24 protein-coding genes and 1 tRNA gene are annotated in these 23,228 nt (G+C 39.8%); 13 read left to right on the top strand and 12 right to left on the bottom strand.

Annotation, left to right across the window (positions count from 1 at the left end; genetic code table 11):
• Positions 1–409 precede the first annotated feature (409 nt).
• The 11 genes from C4H12_RS09720 to C4H12_RS09770 form a co-directional block, all read right to left on the bottom strand.
• Positions 410–1,324 carry a hypothetical protein gene (locus C4H12_RS09720; RefSeq protein ID WP_106098744.1) on the bottom strand — a complete coding sequence of 305 codons (915 nt, stop codon included), beginning with the start codon at positions 1,322–1,324 and terminating at the stop codon, positions 410–412.
• 12 nt (positions 1,325–1,336) lie between these two features.
• Positions 1,337–2,197, bottom strand: a complete 861-nt coding sequence (locus tag C4H12_RS09725) for a PQQ-binding-like beta-propeller repeat protein (protein ID WP_106098745.1) — start codon at positions 2,195–2,197, stop codon at positions 1,337–1,339.
• Positions 2,198–2,200: 3 nt separating this feature from the next.
• The gene (locus C4H12_RS09730) at positions 2,201–3,268 is read right to left on the bottom strand and encodes an ankyrin repeat domain-containing protein (RefSeq protein ID WP_106098746.1); all 1,068 of its coding nucleotides are present in this window, start codon (positions 3,266–3,268) and stop codon (positions 2,201–2,203) included.
• 21 nt (positions 3,269–3,289) lie between these two features.
• On the bottom strand, positions 3,290–4,006 hold the full coding sequence (locus C4H12_RS09735; RefSeq protein WP_106098747.1) for a hypothetical protein: 717 nt from the start codon (positions 4,004–4,006) through the stop codon (positions 3,290–3,292).
• 12 nt (positions 4,007–4,018) lie between these two features.
• Positions 4,019–4,516, bottom strand: a complete 498-nt coding sequence (locus C4H12_RS09740) for a hypothetical protein (RefSeq protein ID WP_106098748.1) — start codon at positions 4,514–4,516, stop codon at positions 4,019–4,021.
• Between the two features lie 8 nt (positions 4,517–4,524).
• Positions 4,525–5,361: a hypothetical protein gene (locus tag C4H12_RS09745; protein ID WP_106098749.1), complete on the bottom strand. Its 837-nt coding sequence runs from the start codon at positions 5,359–5,361 to the stop codon at positions 4,525–4,527.
• A 10-nt stretch (positions 5,362–5,371) separates the two neighbouring features.
• Complete coding sequence (locus C4H12_RS09750; RefSeq protein WP_371514461.1) at positions 5,372–5,551, bottom strand: Fic family protein; 180 nt, start codon at positions 5,549–5,551, stop codon at positions 5,372–5,374.
• 147 nt (positions 5,552–5,698) lie between these two features.
• Entirely contained in the window at positions 5,699–6,160 is a 462-nt protein-coding gene (locus C4H12_RS09755) for a GNAT family N-acetyltransferase (protein WP_106098750.1), read from the bottom strand.
• A gap of 39 nt (positions 6,161–6,199) precedes the next feature.
• Positions 6,200–6,583: a VOC family protein gene (locus C4H12_RS09760; protein ID WP_106098751.1), complete on the bottom strand. Its 384-nt coding sequence runs from the start codon at positions 6,581–6,583 to the stop codon at positions 6,200–6,202.
• A gap of 30 nt (positions 6,584–6,613) precedes the next feature.
• Complete coding sequence (locus C4H12_RS09765; RefSeq protein ID WP_106098752.1) at positions 6,614–7,597, bottom strand: HlyD family secretion protein; 984 nt, start codon at positions 7,595–7,597, stop codon at positions 6,614–6,616.
• 41 nt (positions 7,598–7,638) lie between these two features.
• The gene (locus C4H12_RS09770) at positions 7,639–9,060 is read right to left on the bottom strand and encodes a TolC family protein (RefSeq protein WP_106098753.1); all 1,422 of its coding nucleotides are present in this window, start codon (positions 9,058–9,060) and stop codon (positions 7,639–7,641) included.
• Positions 9,061–9,620: 560 nt separating this feature from the next.
• Here C4H12_RS09770 and C4H12_RS09775 point away from each other — a divergent pair.
• The 13 genes from C4H12_RS09775 (at position 9,621) to C4H12_RS09835 (ending at position 22,952) form a co-directional block, all read left to right on the top strand.
• A complete protein-coding gene (locus C4H12_RS09775; protein WP_106098754.1) occupies positions 9,621–10,391 on the top strand; it encodes an alpha/beta fold hydrolase in 771 nt (256 codons plus the stop codon).
• Complete coding sequence (locus C4H12_RS09780; protein ID WP_106098755.1) at positions 10,376–10,729, top strand: phage holin family protein; 354 nt, start codon at positions 10,376–10,378, stop codon at positions 10,727–10,729. The genes C4H12_RS09775 and C4H12_RS09780 overlap by 16 nt, the downstream gene beginning before the upstream one ends.
• Before the next feature lie 215 nt (positions 10,730–10,944).
• Positions 10,945–12,069, top strand: coding sequence for a thiol-activated cytolysin family protein (locus tag C4H12_RS09785; protein WP_106098756.1), 1,125 nt, complete (start codon positions 10,945–10,947; stop codon positions 12,067–12,069).
• A gap of 116 nt (positions 12,070–12,185) precedes the next feature.
• Complete coding sequence (locus C4H12_RS09790; protein ID WP_106098757.1) at positions 12,186–12,794, top strand: PASTA domain-containing protein; 609 nt, start codon at positions 12,186–12,188, stop codon at positions 12,792–12,794.
• Between the two features lie 80 nt (positions 12,795–12,874).
• On the top strand, positions 12,875–13,942 hold the full coding sequence (locus C4H12_RS09795; protein WP_106098758.1) for an RluA family pseudouridine synthase: 1,068 nt from the start codon (positions 12,875–12,877) through the stop codon (positions 13,940–13,942).
• A 291-nt stretch (positions 13,943–14,233) separates the two neighbouring features.
• A complete protein-coding gene (locus tag C4H12_RS09800) occupies positions 14,234–15,682 on the top strand; it encodes an ATP-binding protein (RefSeq protein WP_106098759.1) in 1,449 nt (482 codons plus the stop codon).
• A gap of 238 nt (positions 15,683–15,920) precedes the next feature.
• The gene (gene pheS, locus C4H12_RS09805; RefSeq protein ID WP_106098760.1) at positions 15,921–16,943 is read left to right on the top strand and encodes a phenylalanine--tRNA ligase subunit alpha; all 1,023 of its coding nucleotides are present in this window, start codon (positions 15,921–15,923) and stop codon (positions 16,941–16,943) included.
• Positions 16,944–16,970: 27 nt separating this feature from the next.
• Positions 16,971–17,888, top strand: a complete 918-nt coding sequence (locus C4H12_RS09810) for an ABC transporter ATP-binding protein (RefSeq protein ID WP_106098761.1) — start codon at positions 16,971–16,973, stop codon at positions 17,886–17,888.
• A complete protein-coding gene (gene cls, locus C4H12_RS09815; protein WP_106098762.1) occupies positions 17,885–19,336 on the top strand; it encodes a cardiolipin synthase in 1,452 nt (483 codons plus the stop codon). The genes C4H12_RS09810 and cls overlap by 4 nt, the downstream gene beginning before the upstream one ends.
• A gap of 510 nt (positions 19,337–19,846) precedes the next feature.
• Positions 19,847–20,233, top strand: coding sequence for an START-like domain-containing protein (locus C4H12_RS09820; protein ID WP_106098763.1), 387 nt, complete (start codon positions 19,847–19,849; stop codon positions 20,231–20,233).
• A 26-nt stretch (positions 20,234–20,259) separates the two neighbouring features.
• Positions 20,260–21,111, top strand: coding sequence for an aminotransferase class IV (locus C4H12_RS09825; protein ID WP_106098764.1), 852 nt, complete (start codon positions 20,260–20,262; stop codon positions 21,109–21,111).
• Position 21,112: 1 nt separating this feature from the next.
• Positions 21,113–22,363: a tRNA lysidine(34) synthetase TilS gene (gene tilS / locus C4H12_RS09830; protein ID WP_106098765.1), complete on the top strand. Its 1,251-nt coding sequence runs from the start codon at positions 21,113–21,115 to the stop codon at positions 22,361–22,363.
• 64 nt (positions 22,364–22,427) lie between these two features.
• Positions 22,428–22,952 carry a DUF3127 domain-containing protein gene (locus C4H12_RS09835; protein ID WP_106098766.1) on the top strand — a complete coding sequence of 175 codons (525 nt, stop codon included), beginning with the start codon at positions 22,428–22,430 and terminating at the stop codon, positions 22,950–22,952.
• 154 nt (positions 22,953–23,106) lie between these two features.
• Here the strand turns inward: C4H12_RS09835 and C4H12_RS09840 are convergent.
• Positions 23,107–23,180, bottom strand: a tRNA-Asn gene (locus C4H12_RS09840).
• Positions 23,181–23,228 lie beyond the last annotated feature (48 nt).

The following is a 23,228-nucleotide window of genomic DNA, read 5'->3' on the forward strand; positions in this document are numbered from 1 at the left end:
CTCCTATCTCCTCCCTAAAAATAAAGAATTCTCATCCTTTTCTCATTTTTATTACCAATCCTTCAAAATTCCCCCATCACCCAGTCTTGCCCCTTACATCTTATCTCTTGCCTGATAATCAACTCTTTCCGCCCCCATCCTCTTACCTCTTATCCCTTGTCTCTTCCCTACTTTAAACGAACGAATAACGAAGGATAAACGAACTATAAACGAAAGAAAGACCTTTATTTACTGAAAATCAGCCCCTTCGTTCCACAACTCTCCCTTTGCATAATTCACAACCAAATCCCCCAAACCTTGCATTTTTCTCAAACCTCCCACCTTTTTCTCCCCATTTTTCTCGCCCTCTCTTCCCTCTTATCTCTTATCTCTTGCCTATCTCCTAAACCTTTCTATCTCCTCCCCTCTCCTATTTTTTCCGAATGCTATATAATTCCCCTCCATTCTCCCCATCTTTATAAATCAAGACCCTATCCCCCCACAAGTCTCTCATCTGAATAATCCTACGCGTACTATTTGTTTTAGTATTCCACTTAAATTGTACAGAGTCCTTATCTATCTTAAAGGTATAGTATTGGTAACCATAAGGTATCGTCCAGCCCGAAAAATGGTTGCCTCCTCCGTGATTTCCTAAAACCACTTCATCAAACTGATATAAATTCTTCTCTATTTGTTCCTTGTATAAGTATTGAATAAAATTTTTCTTTTGGGGCTTTTCTTCATAGTAAGTTTTAAATACGTATTCAAGCATAAAAAACTCCCCTTTAGTCCCTATACAAATGATATGATCTCTCAAGTTAATAGTTTCTTTCAGTGTACCTAACCTATTATCCATATCCTTTTTTATTATACTCCTGATGGCATCTATATCATACTCCCCATATTTTTCATCTTTTGGAATCTTGTAATTTTTCACAATGAAGTCATAGTCTAACACATCTAATTTATTTATTTTAATTCCTTTATTCCAAGGATAAACATACTTGTACACAGTAGGTTTAAATATATCATCTCCAGTTTTGTAGAAAGTTTTATTCCCTACAAAAGACCCTTTTGCATTTATCCTTTGCTTAATTTTCAGACTTTTATCAAGTAAAAAATACTCTCCCTTTGCAAAGTTTAAGCAATATATAAAGCCATCATCTTTGTCATAAAAAATCATATTTTTGTCTATTCCTCTAAGCAGAGTATCCACTACAAAAAGCTTTTTATCAAAACCACTGAACTCAGGTATCTTAGGATACTTATCTTGAGCCGTTATTTCATAACCGCAACTGCTATATAATATAGCTAAAATTGCTATTTTCAAATGATAAAATCTCATAATAGTTTATTGTCAATTTACTTCTACACTCACCACCAATAAGTCATTTTCCTTATTGCGAACAATGCCATAAAAACGTCCTTTATACCAAAGCATTTGTTGCTCGTAATCAATAGTGTACTTGCCAATGTCTAATAAGTGAATTATCTCCCCAGTTAAAGCATTGATAAGCATTGGCTTCTGTTTTTTATTACTTATGATAATACGCCCTCCTTTTCGTACAAAGCGTATTGTTTGTCCCGTATTATAACTAAATACCGTCTGTCCATTATTCACCGAAACTCCATAAAAATAACCTCCTTTGCCTGCTGTGCCAAAATATAAGATATCGTTATACTCCTCTACTTCAGTGTAAAGATAAGCAGAGAGTTTGTATTTCCAAAGTGTTTTTTGGTGCTGTTTATCTCGGCAGCTCATCATAAACGGAGATTGCATAAAAACTTCTTTATCTCCAAAACAATAGACTTTAGCATCACTAAAAGTTTGCTTCTGAGGGATAACGCCGAAAGATTGTTCTATCACTTCATTTTCAGTAATTTCAAATACCTTATTGGTTACAAAAATATTGCCTAATTTATAGTATTCAATAAGCATAAAAAGTCGTTCGCCTTCCCAATAATAGCACACATCACTATTATAGCAAGTTTCTTCTTCAAAGAAAAAAGAAAGTCGTTTCTGTGAGGTAAAATCTTCTGAAAATATATCTACAAGAATATAACGATCCACATACACTCCCTCTTTCACCATCTTTTTAGAAACATCAGCTGAGGCAAATTGCAATACAGCTATTTTCTCCTGAAAAGGCACAATATCTACCACCCTATAATGACGAAAAGAGTTGTTAAAAGTATTTAAGGTATGGTAGTTTGTCATATATTACTCAAAAATCTTATTAATTTGTGCCGAAGGGTTTGCCACAAACTCTTCAAAGGTACAGAGTTCAGTAAAAGTACCGTGTTCGTAATCGGCAAAGGCAAGTTTTTTGTTCTTAGGATACCACACCAAAAAGCCTTCAGCACCATACCTATCAGCATCCGAAAGGAGGTCGAGGAACTTTTTGTTTTTCCACTTTACTTCCTTTACATCACTCAGCGGGGCAAACGCTACAAAACTGGTATATTCGCATTCAGGCAATGGGATACGCCTATCGGTAGCGCGCAATAAGGCGATAAGTCCTTCGGGAAGTTTGTAGGCTTTTAAGGCTCGTAAGCGCTCTTCTTCATCGTGCCACTCGGCAGGCTCTACCGATTTGATGTACTCCGCTACTGCTTTCTGCTTGTTGCGCAAAGCGTAATGATAGGCACGTTCGCCGTATTTATCTTTGTAGGAAAGGTCAGCACCCAGCTCAATAAATCGTTTTACCAACTCAAGGTGACCTTTTGAGGCAGCCACTTGTAAGGGCGAGGCATTGTAAGGATATACCATATCAGGCTCACAATAGTTTACATCAAATCCGTGAGCGATAAGGTAGTCTGCTAGTTTATACATACCTTCCGAAGCTACCTTTCTCAAGGTAGTACCGTCGGGAGTGAGTTTAAAACCGTTTTCTATCAGCAGAAAAGCTATTTCTTCATTTTTGCTATAGATAGCAGCCTGCAAAGTAGTGAGGTGGGTACGAGCATTCACATCGGCACCTTGTTTAATCAACCATTTTATTAACTCAGGGTCGCTATTCTCACTCATACAAACACCAATAAGCGCTGTTTTGTTTATATGAGCTCCCTTATCAACTAAAAACTCTAATAGTTTCTTTTTCCGACTGGATAGGGCAAAGTCAAAAGGTGTTTGAGAATAGCGTTCGTGTACACGGACTTCTTGGTTGATATCCCAGCCTTTGGCAAGTTCTGCTTCCAAGGCAGAAAAGTTTTCTTCTCGTAAAAAGGTTACTATTTCGGGGCATTTAAAAGGTGCTTTTTTCTGGGCAAAGATGTTTCTCTCTTCCATATTATAATTTATTTGTATGTTTTAGATTATAAAGAATTCCCTATCATCCTCTGGGGTCGAGATAGAATTGTATTTATTTAATAAATCAAAATACTCTTCATCAGAGAGTAAGGCAGTATAATCACTCCGATGTTTTACTATAAGATAGGGTGAATATCTATTTTCTTCTTTGTTTGCGGAACAAGGAAAGTTTGTAAGTTTTCTGTTGTAAATTTCTTTAATTACCTCAGCTTGTTCCTCACTTAGGTAAGGATGATGGGTGCGGTATATATTGGCAATATTCTCATAGAAATCACTTAAGGAAGATGCTTTTGCATAAATGCTATATACAATTGATAGCAAGCCATAGAAAATAAAATTCTGCAAGTTATCAGCTATAATTTCAGCAGCATCAAAATCGTACCAGTCCTTTACGATAACAGGAGGTTGCTCTGGTTTTTCTCTATCATAGAAAAAACAAACCTCTCCTTCACATTCTGAAGCAAAAGGCACCAAAAGATATTCAGTTTTGATTCCTCGTTGAGATCTATTATTTTTTATTCTATTTATAATATCTTCTGCATCATCCAATGCTGTAAATTGATCCCTAAATAAAAGTAACGGAGGATTCTTTTTTAGCTCTGGAAATACTTCCTTCCATTGCCAATGAACATTCAGCATACCATCCTCATAAAGCCGGTGATATAGCTTGGGGTACTGAAAGTTATAAGTCTGTTCTATTTTTTGTAATGGGTTCATATTGGATGTTTTTTATTCATAATACCTTCCCAAGTCTAACAGATGTCCTAAGAAACGCCAGTCGTTAGGAATGGTTTCATCTTCGCCTATATAATCACATAAGCCTCGTGCACCACATTCTAAAAGGTCTAAAGGATTGAAATTGTACCAATCATAGCCCATTTCGGAAGTAATGCCAAAGGAACGCATTTCGTTATGAAGTTCTTTGTCTTTCATACGGTGGAGTTCAGCTATCTGAAAGAGAATTACTGCTTGCGTATAATCAAAGGCAGAGAGATGTTCATCTTCTGCCTCAGGCATTGTAACAATAGTTGCCCACTCCTCCTCATAAGGAATAGGAGCTGCAGCAAAAGCCTTTACCAATAGTTCCAAACAAACATTTGGAGTACAAGTATCATTTTTATATGAAGCCATAAGTCCATATAATGCCAAAAGATAAGTCTCCAAATCTCTGTTAGCCACTTCTTCAGGAAGCCTTTCTATATGGTTGTAAAAATCATTATATGTCATAGAGATAATTAGGAAGTTAACCCATTAGCATATTGAATATTCCTTTCTACAATAAGGTTGGTATAACGCTTAGAGTATTCAATGCGTTTCTCTATCCAATTGCCGTGAGCATCATAGCGATAGGTGTATTTGCGAGTATAAACTTCCCCTTCTTTGTTGCTAATTCGCTCGAAAATTTCGTTGTTATGCTCATCAAAAGTGGTTTCAGTTATTGAATAAGGTTCGGGGTCACCTATATCCTGATGGGCTACATAAATTACATTGCCTTTTTCATCAAAACGAGTTATGGTAAACATAAAAGGCTTTCCGCTTTCTGAAAAACTGGTATCAACCTTTTCGGTATCATTATGAAATTCAGTAGAGTGATGAAAAATCTTTTCTCCCGTAGTTATATTTGTATAACGATTATCTATACATCTGCCTTTGGCATCATATTCGAGTTGGAACAAGTATTGGTAGTCAGCAGTGCGAGTAAGCTGACTTATGTTATTACCGTGTGCATCGTATTCGAAAGTAACAGTTTCTTTCCATTTGCCATTTTCATAAGTAATACATTCTACCTTTTGTTGTAGGTCGTTATAGCGGTATTGTTTTTCCTCCCAGCAGTCGGTTAGCGCTTCATCTTCAGGGTCGTAGAGGTGAGAACTCAAGCAGTTGCCGTGAGAGTCGTAGGTAAAGAGGAAGTGGTATTCCTCGCCATAACAAGCGTCTATAAGTTTACCTTGCTCATTGTAAATGAGGGTTTCGGTATAGTCTTCTAAGAAGTATTCTTCGCCTTTTTGCCACTGACCATCTTTGGTGATGACAGCAGCATAACAACGTGATTCATCTCGTTTTATCTTCATTTTTTAAGGGTTATTTAAATGTTTTTAAAAATTCCTTACCTTTATCAGTAAGGTAGTATTGTTGCTTGCTACTTGTGGGTTTATCAGGAATGGTAAGCGCTACAAAGCCTTGTTCTATGGCAGGATTGAGATAGTTTTTTCTGAAATAATCTCTATCTATAGGGAAAATCACTCGCAAGGTGTTTTCCATAAACTTAAAAGATTCTTTAGGATAACTCTGCAAAATACGTGGGGGTAACTTGTCGCTTGTATTCTATGTTTTTGGATTCAATCATTGTAAAATGAGGTTTTTATAGGGCAAAGATAGTGATAATTAGCTAATTTAGCAATAAGCTAATTAGTTAATTACCGAATTACTTTTCATCATCTTGTATTTTTTTCTTTCTCCCTCTACAGTGGCTACTACTTTAAAACCAAGTTTTATATAAAGACCTTTAGCTATGAGGTTGTCATCAAATACATTTAAGCTAATAGAATGAACTCTTTTATTCTCAAAAAGCATTGCAATAAATAACTGCATTGCTGAGGTGCCTAATCCTTTTCTTGTAAGCGAAGGATTGATAAGAAATCTACCGATATGTACGTTGCTCCCTTCTACTCTTATTTGCTGAATCATCCCTATAAAACTACCCTCTGCCTCAATACGAAAACAATGAGACAAAGCATTGAGCGCTTCCATTGTAAGAGGATAAGGCAAAGCATCTCCTGCCCATTGTTGCAAGAAATCAGCGCCTTTGCTATTTGTCCAATGTATAATAGCTTGCTTATCTTTAGTTGATAATCCTTCAGTTATTCTCATTTTATCAAACAAACTTACTTGCTTTTTAATATTATCTAATCAGATGCTTATCTCTACCATATTGTCATCGGGGTCAAGTATCACGCTTTCGTAATACCCATCACCTGTGGTACGAGGAGCACTAAAACACTCGTAACCTTCATTTACGATTTTCTGAGTAAGCACATCAACCGCTTCTTTACTCCCTACACTAAAAGCAAAGTGTATAAGTCCTTCACTCGTCACCTTGTCCAAAGGTTCACTGAGGTTGGGTCTCCACATTATTTCCAAACGAGCGCCACTATCAAAACTTAGAAAGTAGGTGCGTAATCCTGTTTTAGGATTATGGTACAACTCGTTTGATTTTGCGCCGAAGAAAGTCTCATAAAAGGCTTTAGATACTTCCAAATTTTTTACATATAAAGCGATGTGGTCTATTTTCATAGTGATAATCTGCTAATTATCTATTACTTGTTACCTGTTATCTTCAACTAATACCGACATTCCCGGTCTTAAATCCTTTACTCTTTGCGTAGGATAGGCTTTGATAGCAAAAGTCTTCTTATCAAAATCTCCTTTGCTTTTAGTAGCTGTCCAAGTAGCAAAATCAGCTTGTACAGCTATATGTTTTACCTCCATTTCTATCACCCGATTGCCAAGAGCAGGCACAATACCTTTAAATTTAGCACCTATTTTAAAGTTTGTCATTTTATCTTCCCGTATATTGAATACCACCCACTCATCTTGCGTATCGATAAGGTTCATCACGGGATAACCTGCGTTCACTATCTCACCTTCATTAGGGATAATAGTTTGTATTTGTGCGTTAGTAGGGGCAAATACCTTAGCACCGTCTTTATACGCATTTACTTCGGTTATTACGCCTTGGGCTTGGGCTACAAGCGCTTGGGCAGCAGTTTTGTCCTCTACTCTAGCGCCGTTCTTTGCCATTTCGTATTGTGATTTAGCTGCTTCAGCTTGTTTTTGTAAGGCAACCATTTGGGTATAAGCCTCATCTTTCTTTTGGGCTGGTAGCACCTTGTCATTGTAAAGGTTACTCACCCGCTGATATGTTTTTTCAGCTAGTTCTGCTGCTGCTTGGGCTTGTTGCCATACATTATAAGCCCCTTGTATTTGTTCCGAGCGGGCTCCGCGTTGTGCCTTATCACTTTGGGCTTGGGCAGCCAATCGCGCAGCTTCAGCTTGTGATAGTTTAGCATCAAGTTCGGTGCTTTCAAGCTCCAATAGTAAGTCGCCTTTTTGTACGCTATCCCCTTCCTGTTTGTAGATGGTTTTCACCCTACCAGGTACTTTAGGCGCTACATTTATCTGTTTAGCTTCTACTTGCCCTTGCAAATATATAGGCTCCCTATTGCTAAAAAAGTAAATAGAGAGAATAAGTACTACCATAAATACTGTGATGGTTACTATAAGTCCAGTGATGTTCTTCTTTTTCATTTTTTTTATTTAGTTAAGAGTTATGTATAATACAAAAGCTGTTATTTATTAGCTGTTGTTTGTTGTTTAAAAGTATCGCTCATCCCGCAGGTTTCTAGTAGTTGGGCTAGCGTTTTGTCCATTTCAAAAAGAGCTTGGTATCGTTTTATTTTGATAGATGCCAAGTACAAGTTCGCATCAGCTACATCTGTCGAGGTCGAAAGCCCTTCTGCAAAAGCCTTATCCCTTGCACGTACCAGTTCTTCAGCAAAACGCAAACTCTCTTCCAAGCTGAGGTATTGTTCACGTTGCTTTTCTATTTCTGTATATTGTTTTTTCACCAAGGTTTGTACATCTTTTTCGGCTTGTGCGGTTATGAGTTCTACACTCTCGCGCATTGCTTTGGCTTGGCTTATTTTATGCTTATCTTGCAAGCCGTTAAATAAGTTCCATTGCAAGCCTACTCCTACCACCCAATTATCGGGTTCGGTTAAGGGGAGGTTATCACTCCACAAGTATTTCTTGCCTATTACCGCTACATCGGGCAAGTAAGCCGCTTGTTGGGCTTTCACTCCTTGGGTAGCTTGTTGGGCTTTTAGTTTAGCCTGCACTATCGTAGGATAGTTCTCTTTGGCTTGTTGCTGATAGTAGCTAAGCGGTTGTAATGGCGCTACTTCAAAGAGTTCTGTTGTAAGGGTAGTAAGTGGTTGTTCGGTAGTACCCATTACACCATACAGAGCCGTTTGTGCCAGCTGTATATCCTTCTCTGCTCCCATCACCTCGCGCTTAGCATCGGTAACAGCCTTTTTAGCTTGCATCACCTCTACCGAAGCTATCATACCATTCTTTTCTAATTTCTTGGCATTTTCATAGTGATGTTCTGCCGTCATAAACGATTGTTTCCGCACTTCCAACGCTTTTTGAGCCAGCTGCACTTGAAAATAACGCTCCGCCAATTCCGAAATCAACGCATATTCTGTCTTTTTAGCTTCTACTTCGGCTATTTCAGTACTCAGTTTCCCTACTTTATTAGCCACTCGCACCTTTCCTCCCGCAAAAAGCACCCATTTTGCATCGGCACTCACCTTCCAAATGTCTTGCTCCTGAAACTTATAACGCCAATCCATACCAAAAAGAGGCTGCAACCTTCCCATTAACGGCGTCAATAGCGGACGCATAGGAGCCGGCACCTGCCCCGCAAATCCCATAAAACCTCTCTGTAAAGGCTCCTTATACTCATTTAAGTTAAGATACAGCGGGTCTGCCAGATGCATATAACTCGCATTAATACTCAGCTGTGGCAAGTACAACCCTTGCATCGCCTTCTCATTAGCCTTAGCCGCTTGGGCTTGTTTATCTATCCCCTTTAGTTTTTGGTTCCCTCCCCGCATCTGCTCCATAGCCTCTTCAAAGGAAAGAGACTGCGACCACGCTGTAAATGAACCCATTAACAGAACAGATAAAAATAAAATAAGTCTTCGCATAAATATATCTTTTTTTGACGCCGCAAAATTACACCGAAAAAACGACATACATCGAATAAAAAACCAAGAATATTTTTAATCTATCTTAAAAAATAACCATCCTACCCCTACCTCCTGCCCAAAATTCATCTATTTTCCTTTTTCATTGCCAATAATGCAAAAATCCCCTTCCCCACTCTATCCCCTATCTCCTAACTCCTTTCCCCTAATAATCAGCCCATTCCTCCTCCAGCCATCCCCCAGCTATCCCCCAGCTATCCCTTAGGTTGAACGAACCTATAACGAACTATAAACGAACTATAAACGAAGGATAAACAAAAAACCGCTGATAATCAACCCTCTTCTCACCCAACCCTCCTTTTGCATTATTCACAACAAAATCCCCAAAACATTGCATTTTCCTCATTCCCCCTATCCCCTACTCACTAACTCCTCCCCTCCCTATCTCCTATCCCCTACCCCCTATCCCCTAACTCCCCCTTGCTTTTTAATATTTTTTTCATACCTTTGCAGCGCAATCAACACAAATTATCAATCACTAAACTAATTGTTCATTGAAAATGTTACACTCTCAAATCATAGGCGAAGGAACCCCCTTTGTCATACTACACGGATTCCTCGGAATGCTCGATAACTGGCGCTCTTTAGGACTCAAATACGCCGAAGCCGGCTTCCAAGTACATTTAATCGACCAGCGCAACCACGGGCACAGTTTCCACTCCCCACATTTCAGTTACCCCCTTATGGCAAATGATTTGTTGGAGTACGCCAACGCCCATAACCTCAGCCATTTCCACCTACTTGGGCACTCTATGGGAGGCAAAACCGCTATGCTCTTCGCCACCCAAAACCCCTCCCTCGTACAATCCCTCATAGTAGCCGATATAGCCCCCAAATACTACCCCCTACACCACGAAGCCTGCCTCAAAGGATTAGCCTCTCTTAACTTCGATACCATTCACTCACGTACCCAAGCCGATAAAGCCCTCTCCGCCTACGTAACCGATATGGGCGTTAGGCAGTTTTTGCTCAAAAACCTCTATTGGCAAGCCCCCAAAAAACTCGCACTACGCCTAAACCTACCCGCCCTGATCGAGAACGAAATCGAAATAGGAGCCGAACTGCCTTATGGCAATACCTACTCCGGCAAAACACTCTTTCTCAAAGGCGAACACTCCGAATACGTAATGCCCAGTGATGAGCCCCTTATACACGCCCATTTCCCAAACGCCCTTATCGATACCGTAAGCGGCGCCGGACACTGGTTACACGCCCAAAACCCCACCGAATTTTACTCTAAAACCATTCATTTTTTATGCGATACCTTATAGGAATATTCATCACCGCTGCCCTCGTCTTTCTCTTAGGCAACCTTAATGCAGGCGCTCATATCGAGAGCTTCTACTCCGCCCTCTTAGTCTCATTCGTACTCTCCATACTCAATGCCGTAGTACGCCCCGTATTGGAAATCATCTCCATACCCATTACCTTTTTAACCTTAGGGCTCTTTATGCTGGTCATCAACGCCATCATAATACTTTTAGCCGGCGAACTCGTAAAAGGCTTCGTAGTACACGGCTTCTGGGGCGGTATGATGTTCAGCCTCTGCCTCGCCCTCTCTCAAGCCCTTGCCTTTGGAGCCATCAGAAAAAAAGAAATAGAAAATTAATCTTAAAAATGTAACTATTTATTAATTTTTTAACACTCTAAAGTGTTACTTCTATGTTAATTGCTTTACAATTCTTTTTGTAAAGGTTAATTAAGTGTTAATACTCATTTTACCTCTTGCTCTCTACTATTTTTATTGTATTTTTGTAGTGAAAAAATAATACAAATCTAACAAAGAATAGTACGTGAATAATAATTTTATAAGTTAACAATTGTATGAAAAAGTCTTTTTTTAAAATAGTAGCACTAACAATTTTAACTTTAGTTGTAGCTTGTGGAAAAAATGATAACGAACCTACTGAGCCTATCGCTAAGCAATTAGCCAATCTCAAACCAGTACATTTTGCTAAAGAACCCGATCAGGTAATTGCTACTGAGGGAAACTGGACAAGTTATAGTGGTAAAACTCTTATTACCACCCGTAAGCAAGTAGTTCTTAGCCCTATGGAAGTAGTGGGTATGCAAAATGCCGATGTCATTTATCCTGGTAGTGTTTTGCGAGGTGATTCATTTATGGAAGGAAAATATGATCCTATCGCACTAACAAACCCTAATGATATTACCATCTCTACTTCTTTACAAGGAAAGGATTTAAATGTAAAAGTAAAAGGACAACCTATACTTAGTGATTTCCGCCAAAAAATTAATAACCTACTTAAAGATAATACTGATAAAATAGACTATCAAAACACTCCTACTTATATGACTTATTCAAGTGAGGCTGTAAGTACTGTCGAAAGTTTTAGAAAAATACTACATTTACATTCAGGTATTGATGTTTTTAAAAAGTTTATTGACCTTCGTTTTGACTACAAACCTTTTAAATTTCGTGTTCAAGGAAAAGAATTTGTAGTTGTAAAAGTTCTTCAGCCTTTATACAACCTTACTATGAATGCACAAGCTCCTGAACAATGGGGCAAGCTCACTAATATAGGAGATACAGAACCAGTTTATGTAAGTAGTGTAGATTATGGTAGGATTGCTTACCTACTTATTGAAACAAACATAGGTGCTGAAGCCACAAGAAATCACATTGATAGTTCTTTAGAAATAAATTTAGCTAAAAAAAATATTACTAATGCCAATATAAAAGCTATTTATGACAAAACTGTACAAAATTGGTTCAATAAAGGATATGTAAAAGTAGTTATTGGAGAAGGTGCATTAGGAAATGAAATAAAAACAATTGATAATTATCAATCCTTCATCAATTATCTAAAATCTCCCACTCCCGAAAGTTTAATACAATCAGCTGTAATTATAGGCTATAAGGTACGAACTCTTAAAGATAATAAAGAGGTTGAAGTACGTGCCACTTATACTGAAGAAGAGTTTAAATAAATCCCAAATAATTGTACCGAGGTTATTCTTTAATTAGGAATAACCTCTTTTTTTAGCTTTTGCCATTTGAAAAATTATTCGTACTTTTGCCCCTTGTAATTTCACTCTATAAGAAAATGGCTTTCAAAGAATTTATAAAAAAATCAGGACGCATATTGCTATGGCAGTTAGCCCTCGCTATGGTTGCCTTAGTAGTAATCGTATGGGGCGCCCTACAACTGCTCAACTTCTATACCGATCACGGCAAGTTCATCGTAGTGCCAAACCTTGCCAAAAAATCACTCACCGAGGTGCAAATGCTCCTCGAAGAGCAAAACCTGCGCTGGGAAGTCCTCGATTCTACCGAGTACAACCCCAAATACCCCCCCTTGGCAGTCATTAGCCAAAGCCCCGAACCTAATGAGCGCGTAAAAGAAAACCGCAAAATATACCTAAATATCAACCCAAAAGGATATCATAAGGTAACCGTACCCAAAGTAATACAAGTAACACGCCGCAGTGCCGAAGCTACCCTCCAATCCGTAGGGCTTACCATAGGCACCATCACCTATGTCGATGATATAGGCAAAGATATGGTACTGGAACTCCTGTACGACGGCAAACCAGTACAACCTGGCGACAAACTCATCAAAACTTCACGCATCGACCTTGTTTGCGGTAACGGATTAGAAATACGTGATACCATCCCTACCGAAATCCCTATTGAAGAACTCATAGGTCAATAAAAGCCAAAACACCCTACACTTCCTCCCCCTTGGCACCATTGCCCAAGGTGGCTATTTTCAATTAGCAAATAAATTTAAGATTGAAAGAAGACGATACAAACTACACACCCGAGTTAGATTATTTTGATGATTGGGGCTTAGAAGAAGAAACCCTACCCACCCTCTATGAGCATTACGCCTTTACCGCCGGCAAGGGACAAGAACCCCTGCGGGTAGATAAATTCTTGATGAACTTCGTAGAGAATGCCACCCGTAACAAGGTACAACAGGCAGCCAAGGAAGGTAACATCTTCGTCAATGGCGTACCCGTCAAATCCAACTACCGCGTCAAGGCAAACGATGTGGTAAAGGTACTCCTCCCCCACCCTCCTCATAACGACCTCTTAGTACCCGAAAACATACCCCTTAACATCGTTTATGAAGACGATAGCCTACTGGTAGTCAATAAGCCCGCCGGTATGGTAGTACACCCTGGTCACGGTAATTACAGCGGCACCCTCATCAATGGCTTAGTGTATCATTTCGAGCATCTGCCCAATAACAGCAGTAACCGCCCTGGCTTAGTACACCGCATCGATAAAGATACCAGCGGACTATTAGTAGTAGCCAAAACCGAAGAGGCAATGCTACACCTCACCCAGCAGTTCTTTCACAAAACCACACAGCGCCAGTACATAGCCTTAGTATGGGGCAATATAGAAAACGATGAAGGCACCATACGCGGCCATATAGGCAGGCACCTAAAGGACCGCCTACAAATGGCCGTCTTCCCCGATGGCTCACACGGCAAAGAAGCCGTTACCCATTACAAAGTATTAGAGCGTTTTGGGTACGTAACCCTCATAGCCTGCCAGCTCGAAACAGGACGCACCCACCAGATAAGGGTACACCTCAAGCACATCGGGCATACCCTATTTAATGACGAGCGTTACGGAGGCGATAAAATACTAAAAGGCACCACCTTTGCCAAGTACAAGCAGTTTGTCGAGAACTGTTTTGAAGTACTACCTCGCCAAGCGCTACACGCCAAAACCTTAGGCTTTGAGCACCCCGTAACACACCAATTCCTAAGTTTTGATAGTGAGCTCCCCCAAGATATGCAAGCCTGCATCGAAAAATGGCGCTCCTACAAAACAGCCAACCAATAACCCCTTTTTCTAAATTAATTGTTACTACATTCATATTTTAATACCAGTCCCATTAGTAAGTTAAATCTCAATGAATATAACTTTTAGTAATTTTAACTTGCCGGTAACTTGCCTAGAAGCTACTTTTAGTAATATAAAAACACCCTTTACTACTGATTTACAGTTGCTTAATAAATACTGTTTAACTTGCCGGTAACTTGCCTATAAGATTTTTTTTCAGAGTGGGAAGACACAGATAAATCATTCAAAGGGAAATAAAGATGATGAACGAACATTAAAAAGAAAAAACTAATGGAAAACTTAGATTTACTTATCAAAGAACTATGTAAACTACCCAATGAGTCAGGGTGGGTTGAGTTCAAACATAACAATTGCTTACCACAGATGATTGGTCAGGATATCAGTGCCCTTGCAAATAGTACTGTACTTGCCGACCGCAACCACGCTTATATGATATGGGGTGTAGATGACACTACACATCAGATAATAGGCACCTCTGTCAGATTAAAAAATGAAAAGAAAGGTAATCAAGAATTAGAGAATTGGCTGCGCTATATGCTTTCTGCAAATGCCAATTTTGAATTTCAAGAAGTAGAAATTGAAGGAAAACATATAGAGCTAATTATAATAACTCGCGCAGAGGGAGTTCCTGTAACTTTTGAAAAAGTAGACTACATCCGTTCAGGAAGCTACACCAAAAAGTTAATAGAGTTTCCTACTCTCCAAGCACAACTCTGGGACAAGCTACGTAACAGTCAATTTGAAGAAACTTATTCAATGACTGGTTTAACTGATAAAAAAGTACTTCGCTTGCTCAACTATGAAGTCTATTTCACTTTACTACACATACCAATCCCCGACGAAACAGAGCTGATAATACATTATTTACTACAAGAGGGCTTTCTTGCTCAACAAGACAATACTCTTTATGCTATAACCAACCTTGGTGCAATTCTATTAGCTAAGAATTTATTAGAATTTTCAAGATTAGGACGTAAAGCTATTCGTGTAGTGCAATATGACAAACATAATCGCCAAACAATCCTTAAAGAGGAGACTTTTAATGAGGGATATGCTACTAGTTTAGAAAAAGCTGTCAAGTATGTAAACACTCTCCTCCCCTCAATAGAAGATCCTAAAGAAATACAGTTACGCACCGTAAGTACATTCCCTCTTCCTGCTATCAGAGAAAGTATTGCTAATGCAGTAATACACCAAGATTTTTACATTACAGGCGCAGGTCCTGTGATTGAACTGTTTGATAACCGCGTAGAAGTAACCAATCCTGGTGTACCATTAGTCGATGTGATGCGTATCATTGATAATCCTCCAAAATCACGCAATGAGAAACTCGCTTCTATTATGCGTCGCCTGCGTATGTGTGAAGAACTTGGAAGAGGATGGGACAGAATGGTCATCAGTTGTGAGAGTATGTACCTCCCCGCTCCTCGTATCAATGTATATCAAGAATCAACCCGCGTTTCTTTGTTCTCCTATCTAGATTTTGTCAATATTCAAACCGATGACCGTATATGGTCTACTTATTTACATTCTTGTATAAAATACATTGAAGGTGAGGCTATGTCTAATTCCTCTCTAAGAGAGCGTTTCGGACTCAAAACATCATCATCTGGAATGGTTTCGCGATTAATAAAAGAAGTACAAGGCAAAAATTTAATAAAACCTGTTGATCCAAACACAGCTCCTCGGTATATGAGATATGTCCCAATTTGGGCATAGATTTAACTTGCCGGTAACTTGCCTAGAAGCTACTTTTAGTAATATAAAAACACCCTTTACTGCTGATTTACAGTTGATTTATGTGTATTTTTTAACTTGCTTTTCAAAATAGATGTTTTAATTTTTAACTTATAACAGTCTCCTAAAGGGCAGATTATTGTTAATTGTTAATTGCTAATTCTAAATTATTTTGTACCTTTGCACTCCAGAAAAGAACTAAATGAATCATTCTCCTATTATGATGATTGATAAAATAAAAGAACACATTGCTAAAATCGAGGCGTTTAAAGCAAAAACAAAAGACGAACTTGAACAATTCCGCATTCAGTACCTTGGCAAAAAAGGGGTGTTGAATGATTTTTTTACTGCCTTTAAAGAAGTACCTAATGAACAGAAAAAGACCTTCGGGCAGGTAGTAAATGAACTAAAAAACAAAGCCGAAGCCAAGGTGCAAGAGCTGCGCGACCTTTTGGAGGAGCGTACCGAAAGCAAAGGCATCTACGGCGATTTGAGTCGTCCTGCTACCCCTACCCCTATAGGGGCACGCCACCCTATTTCATTAGTAAAAAACGAAATAGTAAATATATTTGCTAATATAGGATTTGACGTATCCGACGGGCCTGAAATGGAAGATGATTGGCATAACTTCACTGCCCTGAACTTGCCAGAATACCACCCCGCTCGTGATATGCAGGACACCTTCTTTATCCAAACCAACCCCGATATATTACTGCGCACCCATACCAGCTCGGTACAGATACGCTATATGGAAGGACATCAGCCGCCTATACGCACTATTTCTCCAGGGCGTGTGTTCCGTAATGAAGCTATATCTGCTCGCTCTCACTGCTTGTTTCACCAAGTAGAAGGCTTATATATAGATAAAGATGTTTCATTTGCTGATTTGAAACAGACTTTGTTGTACTTCACCAAAGAAATGTTTGGCAAATCAAGGATACGCTTGCGCCCTTCATACTTCCCTTTTACCGAACCTAGTGCCGAAGTAGATATCTACTGGGGGCTAAATAATGAGGTAGATTACCGCATTACTAAAGGTACCGGCTGGCTAGAGATTATGGGCTGTGGTATGACCGACCCTAATGTACTTAAAAACTGTGGCATCGATAGTGAGGTGTACAGCGGTTTTGCTTTTGGTATGGGGGTAGAACGTATTGCTATGTTATTGTACCAAATAGGCGATATCCGTATGTTCTATGAGAATGATATCCGGTTCTTAGAGCAGTTTAAATCTGCGATTTAAAACAGAAGTAACAACTAATAGCTTATAATGCTTGAAGTAAATAATATTACGTTTGCTTATGACAAAGCTCCCATTGTGCGCAACATTTCATTTGAGTTGCCACAAGGGGAGCTTTTATCATTAATGGGTGAAAGTGGTTGTGGTAAGAGTACCTTGCTAAAGGCTATCTATGGCCTTATCGATTTGAAAGAGGGTGAAGTGCGATTTCATAACCAAAGGGTGTGGGGGCCTGCCCATCAGTTGGTGCCAGGACATAGTACGATGAAGTACTTGGCGCAGGACTTTGGACTTGGACCTTATCACACTGTTGCTGAAAATGTAGGTAAATTTATCTCCAACCTTGATTTGGATTATAAAAAAGAACGCGTTACACAGCTGCTTACCTTAGTGGGTATGGAACGCTTCGCCCCTATAAAGGCACTGAACCTTAGTGGTGGGGAAAAACAACGCGTAGCCTTGGCTATGAGTTTAGCCCAAGAGCCTAAACTACTGCTACTGGATGAGCCTTTTAGTCAGGTGGATAATTTTAGAAAAAATGACCTACAACGCACCCTTTTCGCCTATCTTAAAGAGCAAAATATAAGCTGTGTGGTGGCTACTCACGATGGGCGCGATGCGCTCTCCTTTTCAGACAAAACCCTTATTATGCGTGATGGTGAACTACTGCACTTTGGGGATACTCTTACCATTTACGCTCAAAATACTGACTTTTATACGGCTTCGTTATTTGGCGAGGTAAGTTGGTATAAAGATAAACTTTTCAAGCCACAGCAAATAACTATAGCGCCTGAACGTACTGACTGGCAAGCTGTGGTACAACACTGCTACTACCAAGGGGCTTATTACCTTATTGAGGCTATTGCTGCTGATAATAACAAAACTTTCTTCTACCATACATCTTCTATTGAAAAAGGTACAAAAGTAGCCCTACAAGCCCGAGAATGAAGCTTTTCCTGATATATGAAATTGCTTATATCTTATTGATTATAGCGGTATGCCTGCGGATAGTGTGGGATACGCGCTCGGTGAGCAAAAGTTTAGCCTACCTGCTACTGGTGATTTTCGTGCCAGTGCTGGGGGCTATTTTTTATTTCTCATTTGGCATTAATTATAGGAAGCATAAAATATATCATAAAAAACTGACGGTAGACCAAGCTTTTAGGAAGCAGCTGGAACGTATGTATCCGCTGATACGCAAGTACTTGGAGGGGCTGGACACTTCGGCGATTGCGCCTTATGAAAAGAGTTTGCATTTTTTAGCTCATACTGAAAAACGCCTTACTATTATCCCTAATGAGGAGGTGAGGGTTATCTGTAATGGTGAGAACCTTTTTCCTGAACTGCTTACTGCCTTGCGCGAGGCGAAACATCATATTCATATTGAATATTACATCTATGAGAATGACCGCATAGGTAATGCGATTAAGGATATTTTGATACAGAAAGTGCGTGAAGGGGTGGAGGTGCGCTTTATTTACGATGATTTTGGCAGCCAAGGCATTAGGAAGAACATTGTGCGTGAGTTGCGGGCTTGTGGGGTGCAGGCTTTTCCGTTCTACAAAATTACTTTCGTGAAGTTGGCTAACCGGATGAATTACCGAAATCACCGAAAAATAGTGGTGGTGGATGGGTATACGGCTTTTGTGGGGGGCATCAATATTAGTGATAAATACAATAATGATGAGGGTAATGGGCTGTATTGGCGTGATACGCATTTGAAAGTGAGGGGCTACTCGGCGCATATACTGCAGGCTGTGTTTTTGCAGGACTGGAACTTTTGTAGTGGTGAGGATGTGGCTATTAGCACTCCTTATTTCCCGATAGGTATACAGCCTTACCCTACGGATTTTTTCACACAAATAGTGGCCAGTGGTGCGGACTCGGATTTGCCTAATATACTGTATGCTACGGTGCAGCTGATATATGCGGCTAAGCGGGAAATACTGATTACGACGCCTTATTTTATTCCTGATACTTCGTTACAGGAGGCGCTGGTTATTGCTGCGTTAAGTGGGGTGGCGGTGAAGCTGTTGGTGCCTAAAAAGGGGGATTCGGTGTTTGTGCATACTGCCAGCGAATCGTTTTTTGAGGAGCTTTTGGAGGCGGGGGTACAGGTGTACCGATATGAAAGGGGCTTTGTACACGCGAAAACTTTTGTGATTGATGGTGAGGTGGCATCGGTGGGGACGGCGAACCTTGATGCGCGGAGTTTTAGTTTGAATTTTGAGGTGAATGCGCTTGTGTATAACAAGGCGGTGGCGGGGGATTTGCAACGTATTTTTTACGATGATTTAAAGGATGCGCAGCTGCTGACCCTTGGTAGTTGGCGCAAGCGCAGCTGGCTGAAGCAGCTGGGAGAGCGCTTTGCGCGTCTTTTTTCGCCTTTCCTATAAGGGGGTGTGGGTATGCTTATCAGGGCGCTGGTATTGGAAAAATAGGAGTTATTTTTTTAATACCAGCGTCTTTTTTTGTTGGCTGTGAGAGGTTGAGGAAAATGTAATGTTTTTGGGTTTTTGTTGCGAATTTTTCAAAGGGAGCGTTGGGGAGTAAAAGAACTGATTATCAGTGGTTTTTCGTTTATCCTTCGTTTACAGTTCGTTTATAGTTCGTTATAGGTTCGTTTAAAATAGGTAAAAGGTAAGGGATAAGAGGTAAGAGGGTGGGGAGGAAGGGGCTGATTATTAGGGAAGAGGAGTTAAGAGATAGGGGATAGGGAGGGGGTGGTAATTTTTAAGATTTTGGCAATGAAAATGGGGAAAAGATGAATTTTGTGTAAGAGGTGAGGGGTGAGAGATAAGAGGGTGAGGGAAGGGGAAGGGGGTGAGAGGTGTGGGTGGTTTTGGGTTAATTTTGTTGTGGTTTGAAAAAAAAGTTGTATATTGCGCCCAAATAAGCGATATTTTATGGAAAACAAAGAAAAATACCAAATTGAAGTACCTGTAAAAGCTTCACCTCAGCTGCTCTACCAATATATATCGACCCCAGCAGGTTTAGCGTCGTGGTATGCTGATGATGTGCGTGCATACGAAGATCATTATGTTTTTGTGTGGAATGGAGTGGAAGAGAACGCTCAGTTATGGCATAAGAAGTTGGATGATCATATACGTTTTCATTGGGAAGAGGATAGTGAGGCTACTACTTTTTTTGAGATACGCATCAGAGTAAATGCGCTTACGAATGAAGTGGTGCTGGTGATTACCGATTTTGCGCCTTCGAGCGAAATAGAAGACGCCAAACGGCTGTGGGAACTACAAATAACAGACTTAAAAGCACAAATAGGGGCAAATTAAAGCCTTATGATAATAGAATTAATAAGATGAAACTCAATTACAATGGCAGCTTAAAGGCTGCTGATGAGCATATATTGACTACACAAAACCGAGCTTTTTTATATGGTGATGGGGTGTGCGATGTGTGCAAATACAGTTATCAAAAACTTTTGTTCTGGGAAGAACACTACTTGCGACTTATGGCTGGGATGCGAGTGTTACGGATGGATATCCCGATGGCCTTTTCGATGGAGTATTTGCAAGATGAAATTATTGCATTGATAAAAGCTAATGGACTGGAAAGCAAGCCAGTGAAAGTGCGGTTTAGCGTATTTAGGAAGGTGGGAGGTGGATATACGCCTGCTACAAATGAGGTGGATTATGTTATTGAGACAGAAGAACTTAGATCGCCTTTTTACGTATTGAATGAAGCGGCTTATGAGGTGGAACTTTTTAAGGATTTTTATGTACAACCCGACCTACTGGCGACGATAAAACATTTGAACAAGAATGTGAATATATTGGGGGGTATTTTTGCCTATGAGAATGATTACCAGAACTGCCTTCTGTTAAATAGCAATAAGAATATTGCGGGAGTAGTGGACGGGAATCTTTTTGTAGTGCAAGGGAATACCATTAAGACACCGCCTCTTACCGATGGGGCTGTGAATGGCATCACACGTAAAATACTACTAAAAACACTGAAAAAGGCGCCTGATTATGAGGTGGTAGAGGCTTCTATCTCACCTTTTGAACTTCAAAAAGCCGATGAGCTGTTTGTTACCAATAGCATAGTGGGCATACAGCCTATAAGCAAATACCGCAAGAAAGATTACCCTTGCACGGTAGCGAAAAGCCTGATAGGCAAGCTGAATACAGTGGCAAGGTTTCAGGAATAAAATGAAGGTTAACGTAAAAGATTTAAAGCAGCAAAAGCTATTGGTGGCCATTAGTGGGGGCATTGATAGCGTAGTGCTGGCACACCTACTGCACAGTGAGGGGGTGGAGATAGTATTGGCGCACTGTAATTTCCAACTAAGGGGCGAAGAAAGTAATGCTGATGAGGCTTTTGTACGGGATTTTGCTAAAGAAATGGGAGTGGCAGTGGAGGTAATACGTTTTGACACTAAAAAATATGCCGAAATACATCAATTAAATACCCAATTGGCAGCACGTGAACTGCGATATGAGTGGTTTGGGAAACTATTGGCAGAAAAAGGGTGTGATAAAGTAGCTATTGCCCATAATGCCAATGATAACCTTGAGACATTCTTCATTAACCTTTCACGAGGTACGGGCTTGGGCGGACTGCTGGGAATACCGAGAGAGACAGATACTATTATTAGGCCACTACTAAAGGTAACACGAGAAGAGATAGAGCAATATGCACGAGTGCATAACCTGAGTTGGCGTGAGGATAGCAGTAATGCTACGGATCATTACGTGCGTAACCGGATTAGACATCATATAAGTCCGCAGCTGAGAGAGATACATCCTAATTTTTTAGAGAATTTTGGTAAAACGCAGGGGTATTTGCGTCAGGCAGATGCTTTTATTAGTTTTTACATTAAGAAAATAGAAGAGGAGTGTTTTGAGGGGGATAATCCTATTTGTATCAACACAAAGAAGCTGCAAGAGGTACCGGAATTAGAGTTTGTATTGCATCATTTGTTTTACTGTTATGGATTTGGTAATATAAAAGACCTTAAAAACTTATTGCTAAGGGCAGAGGCAGGAAAGCAATTAATATCGGCTACACATAGTTTAGTGAAAGATAGGCACTGTTTATGGCTAAAACCTCTGGAAGAAGAAGAACAGGCTCCTGAACTTGTGTATGAAGAATTGTTTGAGCCTTTTTCAATAGAAAAGGGTAATCCTTCCATTGCCTATGTAGATGCAGATAAACTGACAGAGCCTCTGAGTGTGCGTAAGAAACAAGAGGGGGATGTGTTTTACCCTTTGGGATTGGGTAGGAAGAAAAAACTAAGTAAGTTTTTCATTGATGAAAAATATACTCAAGCCGAGCGAGACGGACAGTGGTTGCTGTGTTGTGGCGATGCTATAATATGGGTGATAGGCAAAAGATTAGACGAACGATTTAAAATTACAGAAAAGACAAAGAGAGCAAAAAAAATATATATACTTAGTTGATAATAAAAAAAAAGTTTGTACTTTTGCACGTTGTGAAGATTATAAACCGAACAATTAGAAAGATATGGAAATTCAAGGTAGAATTTTAAAATTAGGAGCCACGCAGGCGGTAAGTGCTACTTTCCAGAAGCGTGAAGTAGTTATCATAACTGAGGAGCAATATCCGCAGTATATTCCTTTTGATTTTGTACAAGGAAATTGTGCACAGCTAGATGCTTTCCAGGAAAATCAAATGGTAAGAATTAGTTTTACAGTACGTGGACGTGAATGGACCAACCCACAAGGAGAAACTAAATACATAGTGAATTTACAAGGTTTTAGGATTGAGCCTGCTGAAGCTTATACCCCACAAGGATATGCTGCATATCCTCCGCAAGGATATGGACAACCAGCCCAAGGGTATGGACAAGCTCAGTATCAGCAAGCACCACCTCAATACCAACAAATGCCACAGCAGTATCAGCAAATGCCACCTCAAGGTATGCCGCAACAAGCGCCTCAAGCTACTACACCACAGCAAGCTTTTGGAATGCCTACTGCACAGCCTATGGCTGCTACACCTGCTGAGGATGACGACTTACCATTCTAAGAAATTGTACTCAGATTTTAACAAATTAAAAAAAATCCCTTCTTTTACTAAAAGGAGGGATTTTTTTGTGCTTTACTTTATACCTAAAAGTAGGTAAGTATTATTAAGTATAAAGCAATAAAAAAGGCCTTACATTTCTGTAAAGCCTTTTTTGCTCCCCCTACTGGACTTGAACCAGTGACCCTCTGATTAACAGTCAGATGCTCTAACCAACTGAGCTAAGGAGGAGTGTCTTTCCTTAATTGCGGTGCAAAGGTACGACAATTTTTGAAACTT

The organism is Capnocytophaga sp. oral taxon 878 (assembly GCF_002999135.1).
Lineage (GTDB): Bacteria > Bacteroidota > Bacteroidia > Flavobacteriales > Flavobacteriaceae > Capnocytophaga.

Excerpts from the sequence above, each read along its gene's own strand:
- C4H12_RS09760 (WP_106098751.1), bottom strand. The coding sequence starts at position 6,583 with ATGAAAATAGACCACATCGCTTTATATGTAAAAAATTTGGAAGTATCT.
- C4H12_RS09770 (WP_106098753.1), bottom strand. The coding sequence starts at position 9,060 with ATGCGAAGACTTATTTTATTTTTATCTGTTCTGTTAATGGGTTCATTT.
- C4H12_RS09755 (WP_106098750.1), bottom strand. The coding sequence starts at position 6,160 with ATGAGAATAACTGAAGGATTATCAACTAAAGATAAGCAAGCTATTATA.
- C4H12_RS09720 (WP_106098744.1), bottom strand. The coding sequence starts at position 1,324 with ATGAGATTTTATCATTTGAAAATAGCAATTTTAGCTATATTATATAGC.
- C4H12_RS09780 (WP_106098755.1), top strand. The coding sequence starts at position 10,376 with ATGCGATACCTTATAGGAATATTCATCACCGCTGCCCTCGTCTTTCTC.
- C4H12_RS09725 (WP_106098745.1), bottom strand. The coding sequence starts at position 2,197 with ATGACAAACTACCATACCTTAAATACTTTTAACAACTCTTTTCGTCAT.
- pheS (WP_106098760.1), top strand. The coding sequence starts at position 15,921 with ATGATGATTGATAAAATAAAAGAACACATTGCTAAAATCGAGGCGTTT.
- C4H12_RS09745 (WP_106098749.1), bottom strand. The coding sequence starts at position 5,361 with ATGAAGATAAAACGAGATGAATCACGTTGTTATGCTGCTGTCATCACC.
- C4H12_RS09785 (WP_106098756.1), top strand. The coding sequence starts at position 10,945 with ATGAAAAAGTCTTTTTTTAAAATAGTAGCACTAACAATTTTAACTTTA.
- C4H12_RS09835 (WP_106098766.1), top strand. The coding sequence starts at position 22,428 with ATGGAAATTCAAGGTAGAATTTTAAAATTAGGAGCCACGCAGGCGGTA.
- C4H12_RS09800 (WP_106098759.1), top strand. The coding sequence starts at position 14,234 with ATGGAAAACTTAGATTTACTTATCAAAGAACTATGTAAACTACCCAAT.
- cls (WP_106098762.1), top strand. The coding sequence starts at position 17,885 with ATGAAGCTTTTCCTGATATATGAAATTGCTTATATCTTATTGATTATA.
- C4H12_RS09775 (WP_106098754.1), top strand. The coding sequence starts at position 9,621 with ATGTTACACTCTCAAATCATAGGCGAAGGAACCCCCTTTGTCATACTA.
- C4H12_RS09765 (WP_106098752.1), bottom strand. The coding sequence starts at position 7,597 with ATGAAAAAGAAGAACATCACTGGACTTATAGTAACCATCACAGTATTT.
- C4H12_RS09750 (WP_371514461.1), bottom strand. The coding sequence starts at position 5,551 with ATGGAAAACACCTTGCGAGTGATTTTCCCTATAGATAGAGATTATTTC.
- C4H12_RS09730 (WP_106098746.1), bottom strand. The coding sequence starts at position 3,268 with ATGGAAGAGAGAAACATCTTTGCCCAGAAAAAAGCACCTTTTAAATGC.
- C4H12_RS09740 (WP_106098748.1), bottom strand. The coding sequence starts at position 4,516 with ATGACATATAATGATTTTTACAACCATATAGAAAGGCTTCCTGAAGAA.
- C4H12_RS09735 (WP_106098747.1), bottom strand. The coding sequence starts at position 4,006 with ATGAACCCATTACAAAAAATAGAACAGACTTATAACTTTCAGTACCCC.
- C4H12_RS09790 (WP_106098757.1), top strand. The coding sequence starts at position 12,186 with ATGGCTTTCAAAGAATTTATAAAAAAATCAGGACGCATATTGCTATGG.
- C4H12_RS09810 (WP_106098761.1), top strand. The coding sequence starts at position 16,971 with ATGCTTGAAGTAAATAATATTACGTTTGCTTATGACAAAGCTCCCATT.
- tilS (WP_106098765.1), top strand. The coding sequence starts at position 21,113 with ATGAAGGTTAACGTAAAAGATTTAAAGCAGCAAAAGCTATTGGTGGCC.
- C4H12_RS09820 (WP_106098763.1), top strand. The coding sequence starts at position 19,847 with ATGGAAAACAAAGAAAAATACCAAATTGAAGTACCTGTAAAAGCTTCA.
- C4H12_RS09825 (WP_106098764.1), top strand. The coding sequence starts at position 20,260 with ATGAAACTCAATTACAATGGCAGCTTAAAGGCTGCTGATGAGCATATA.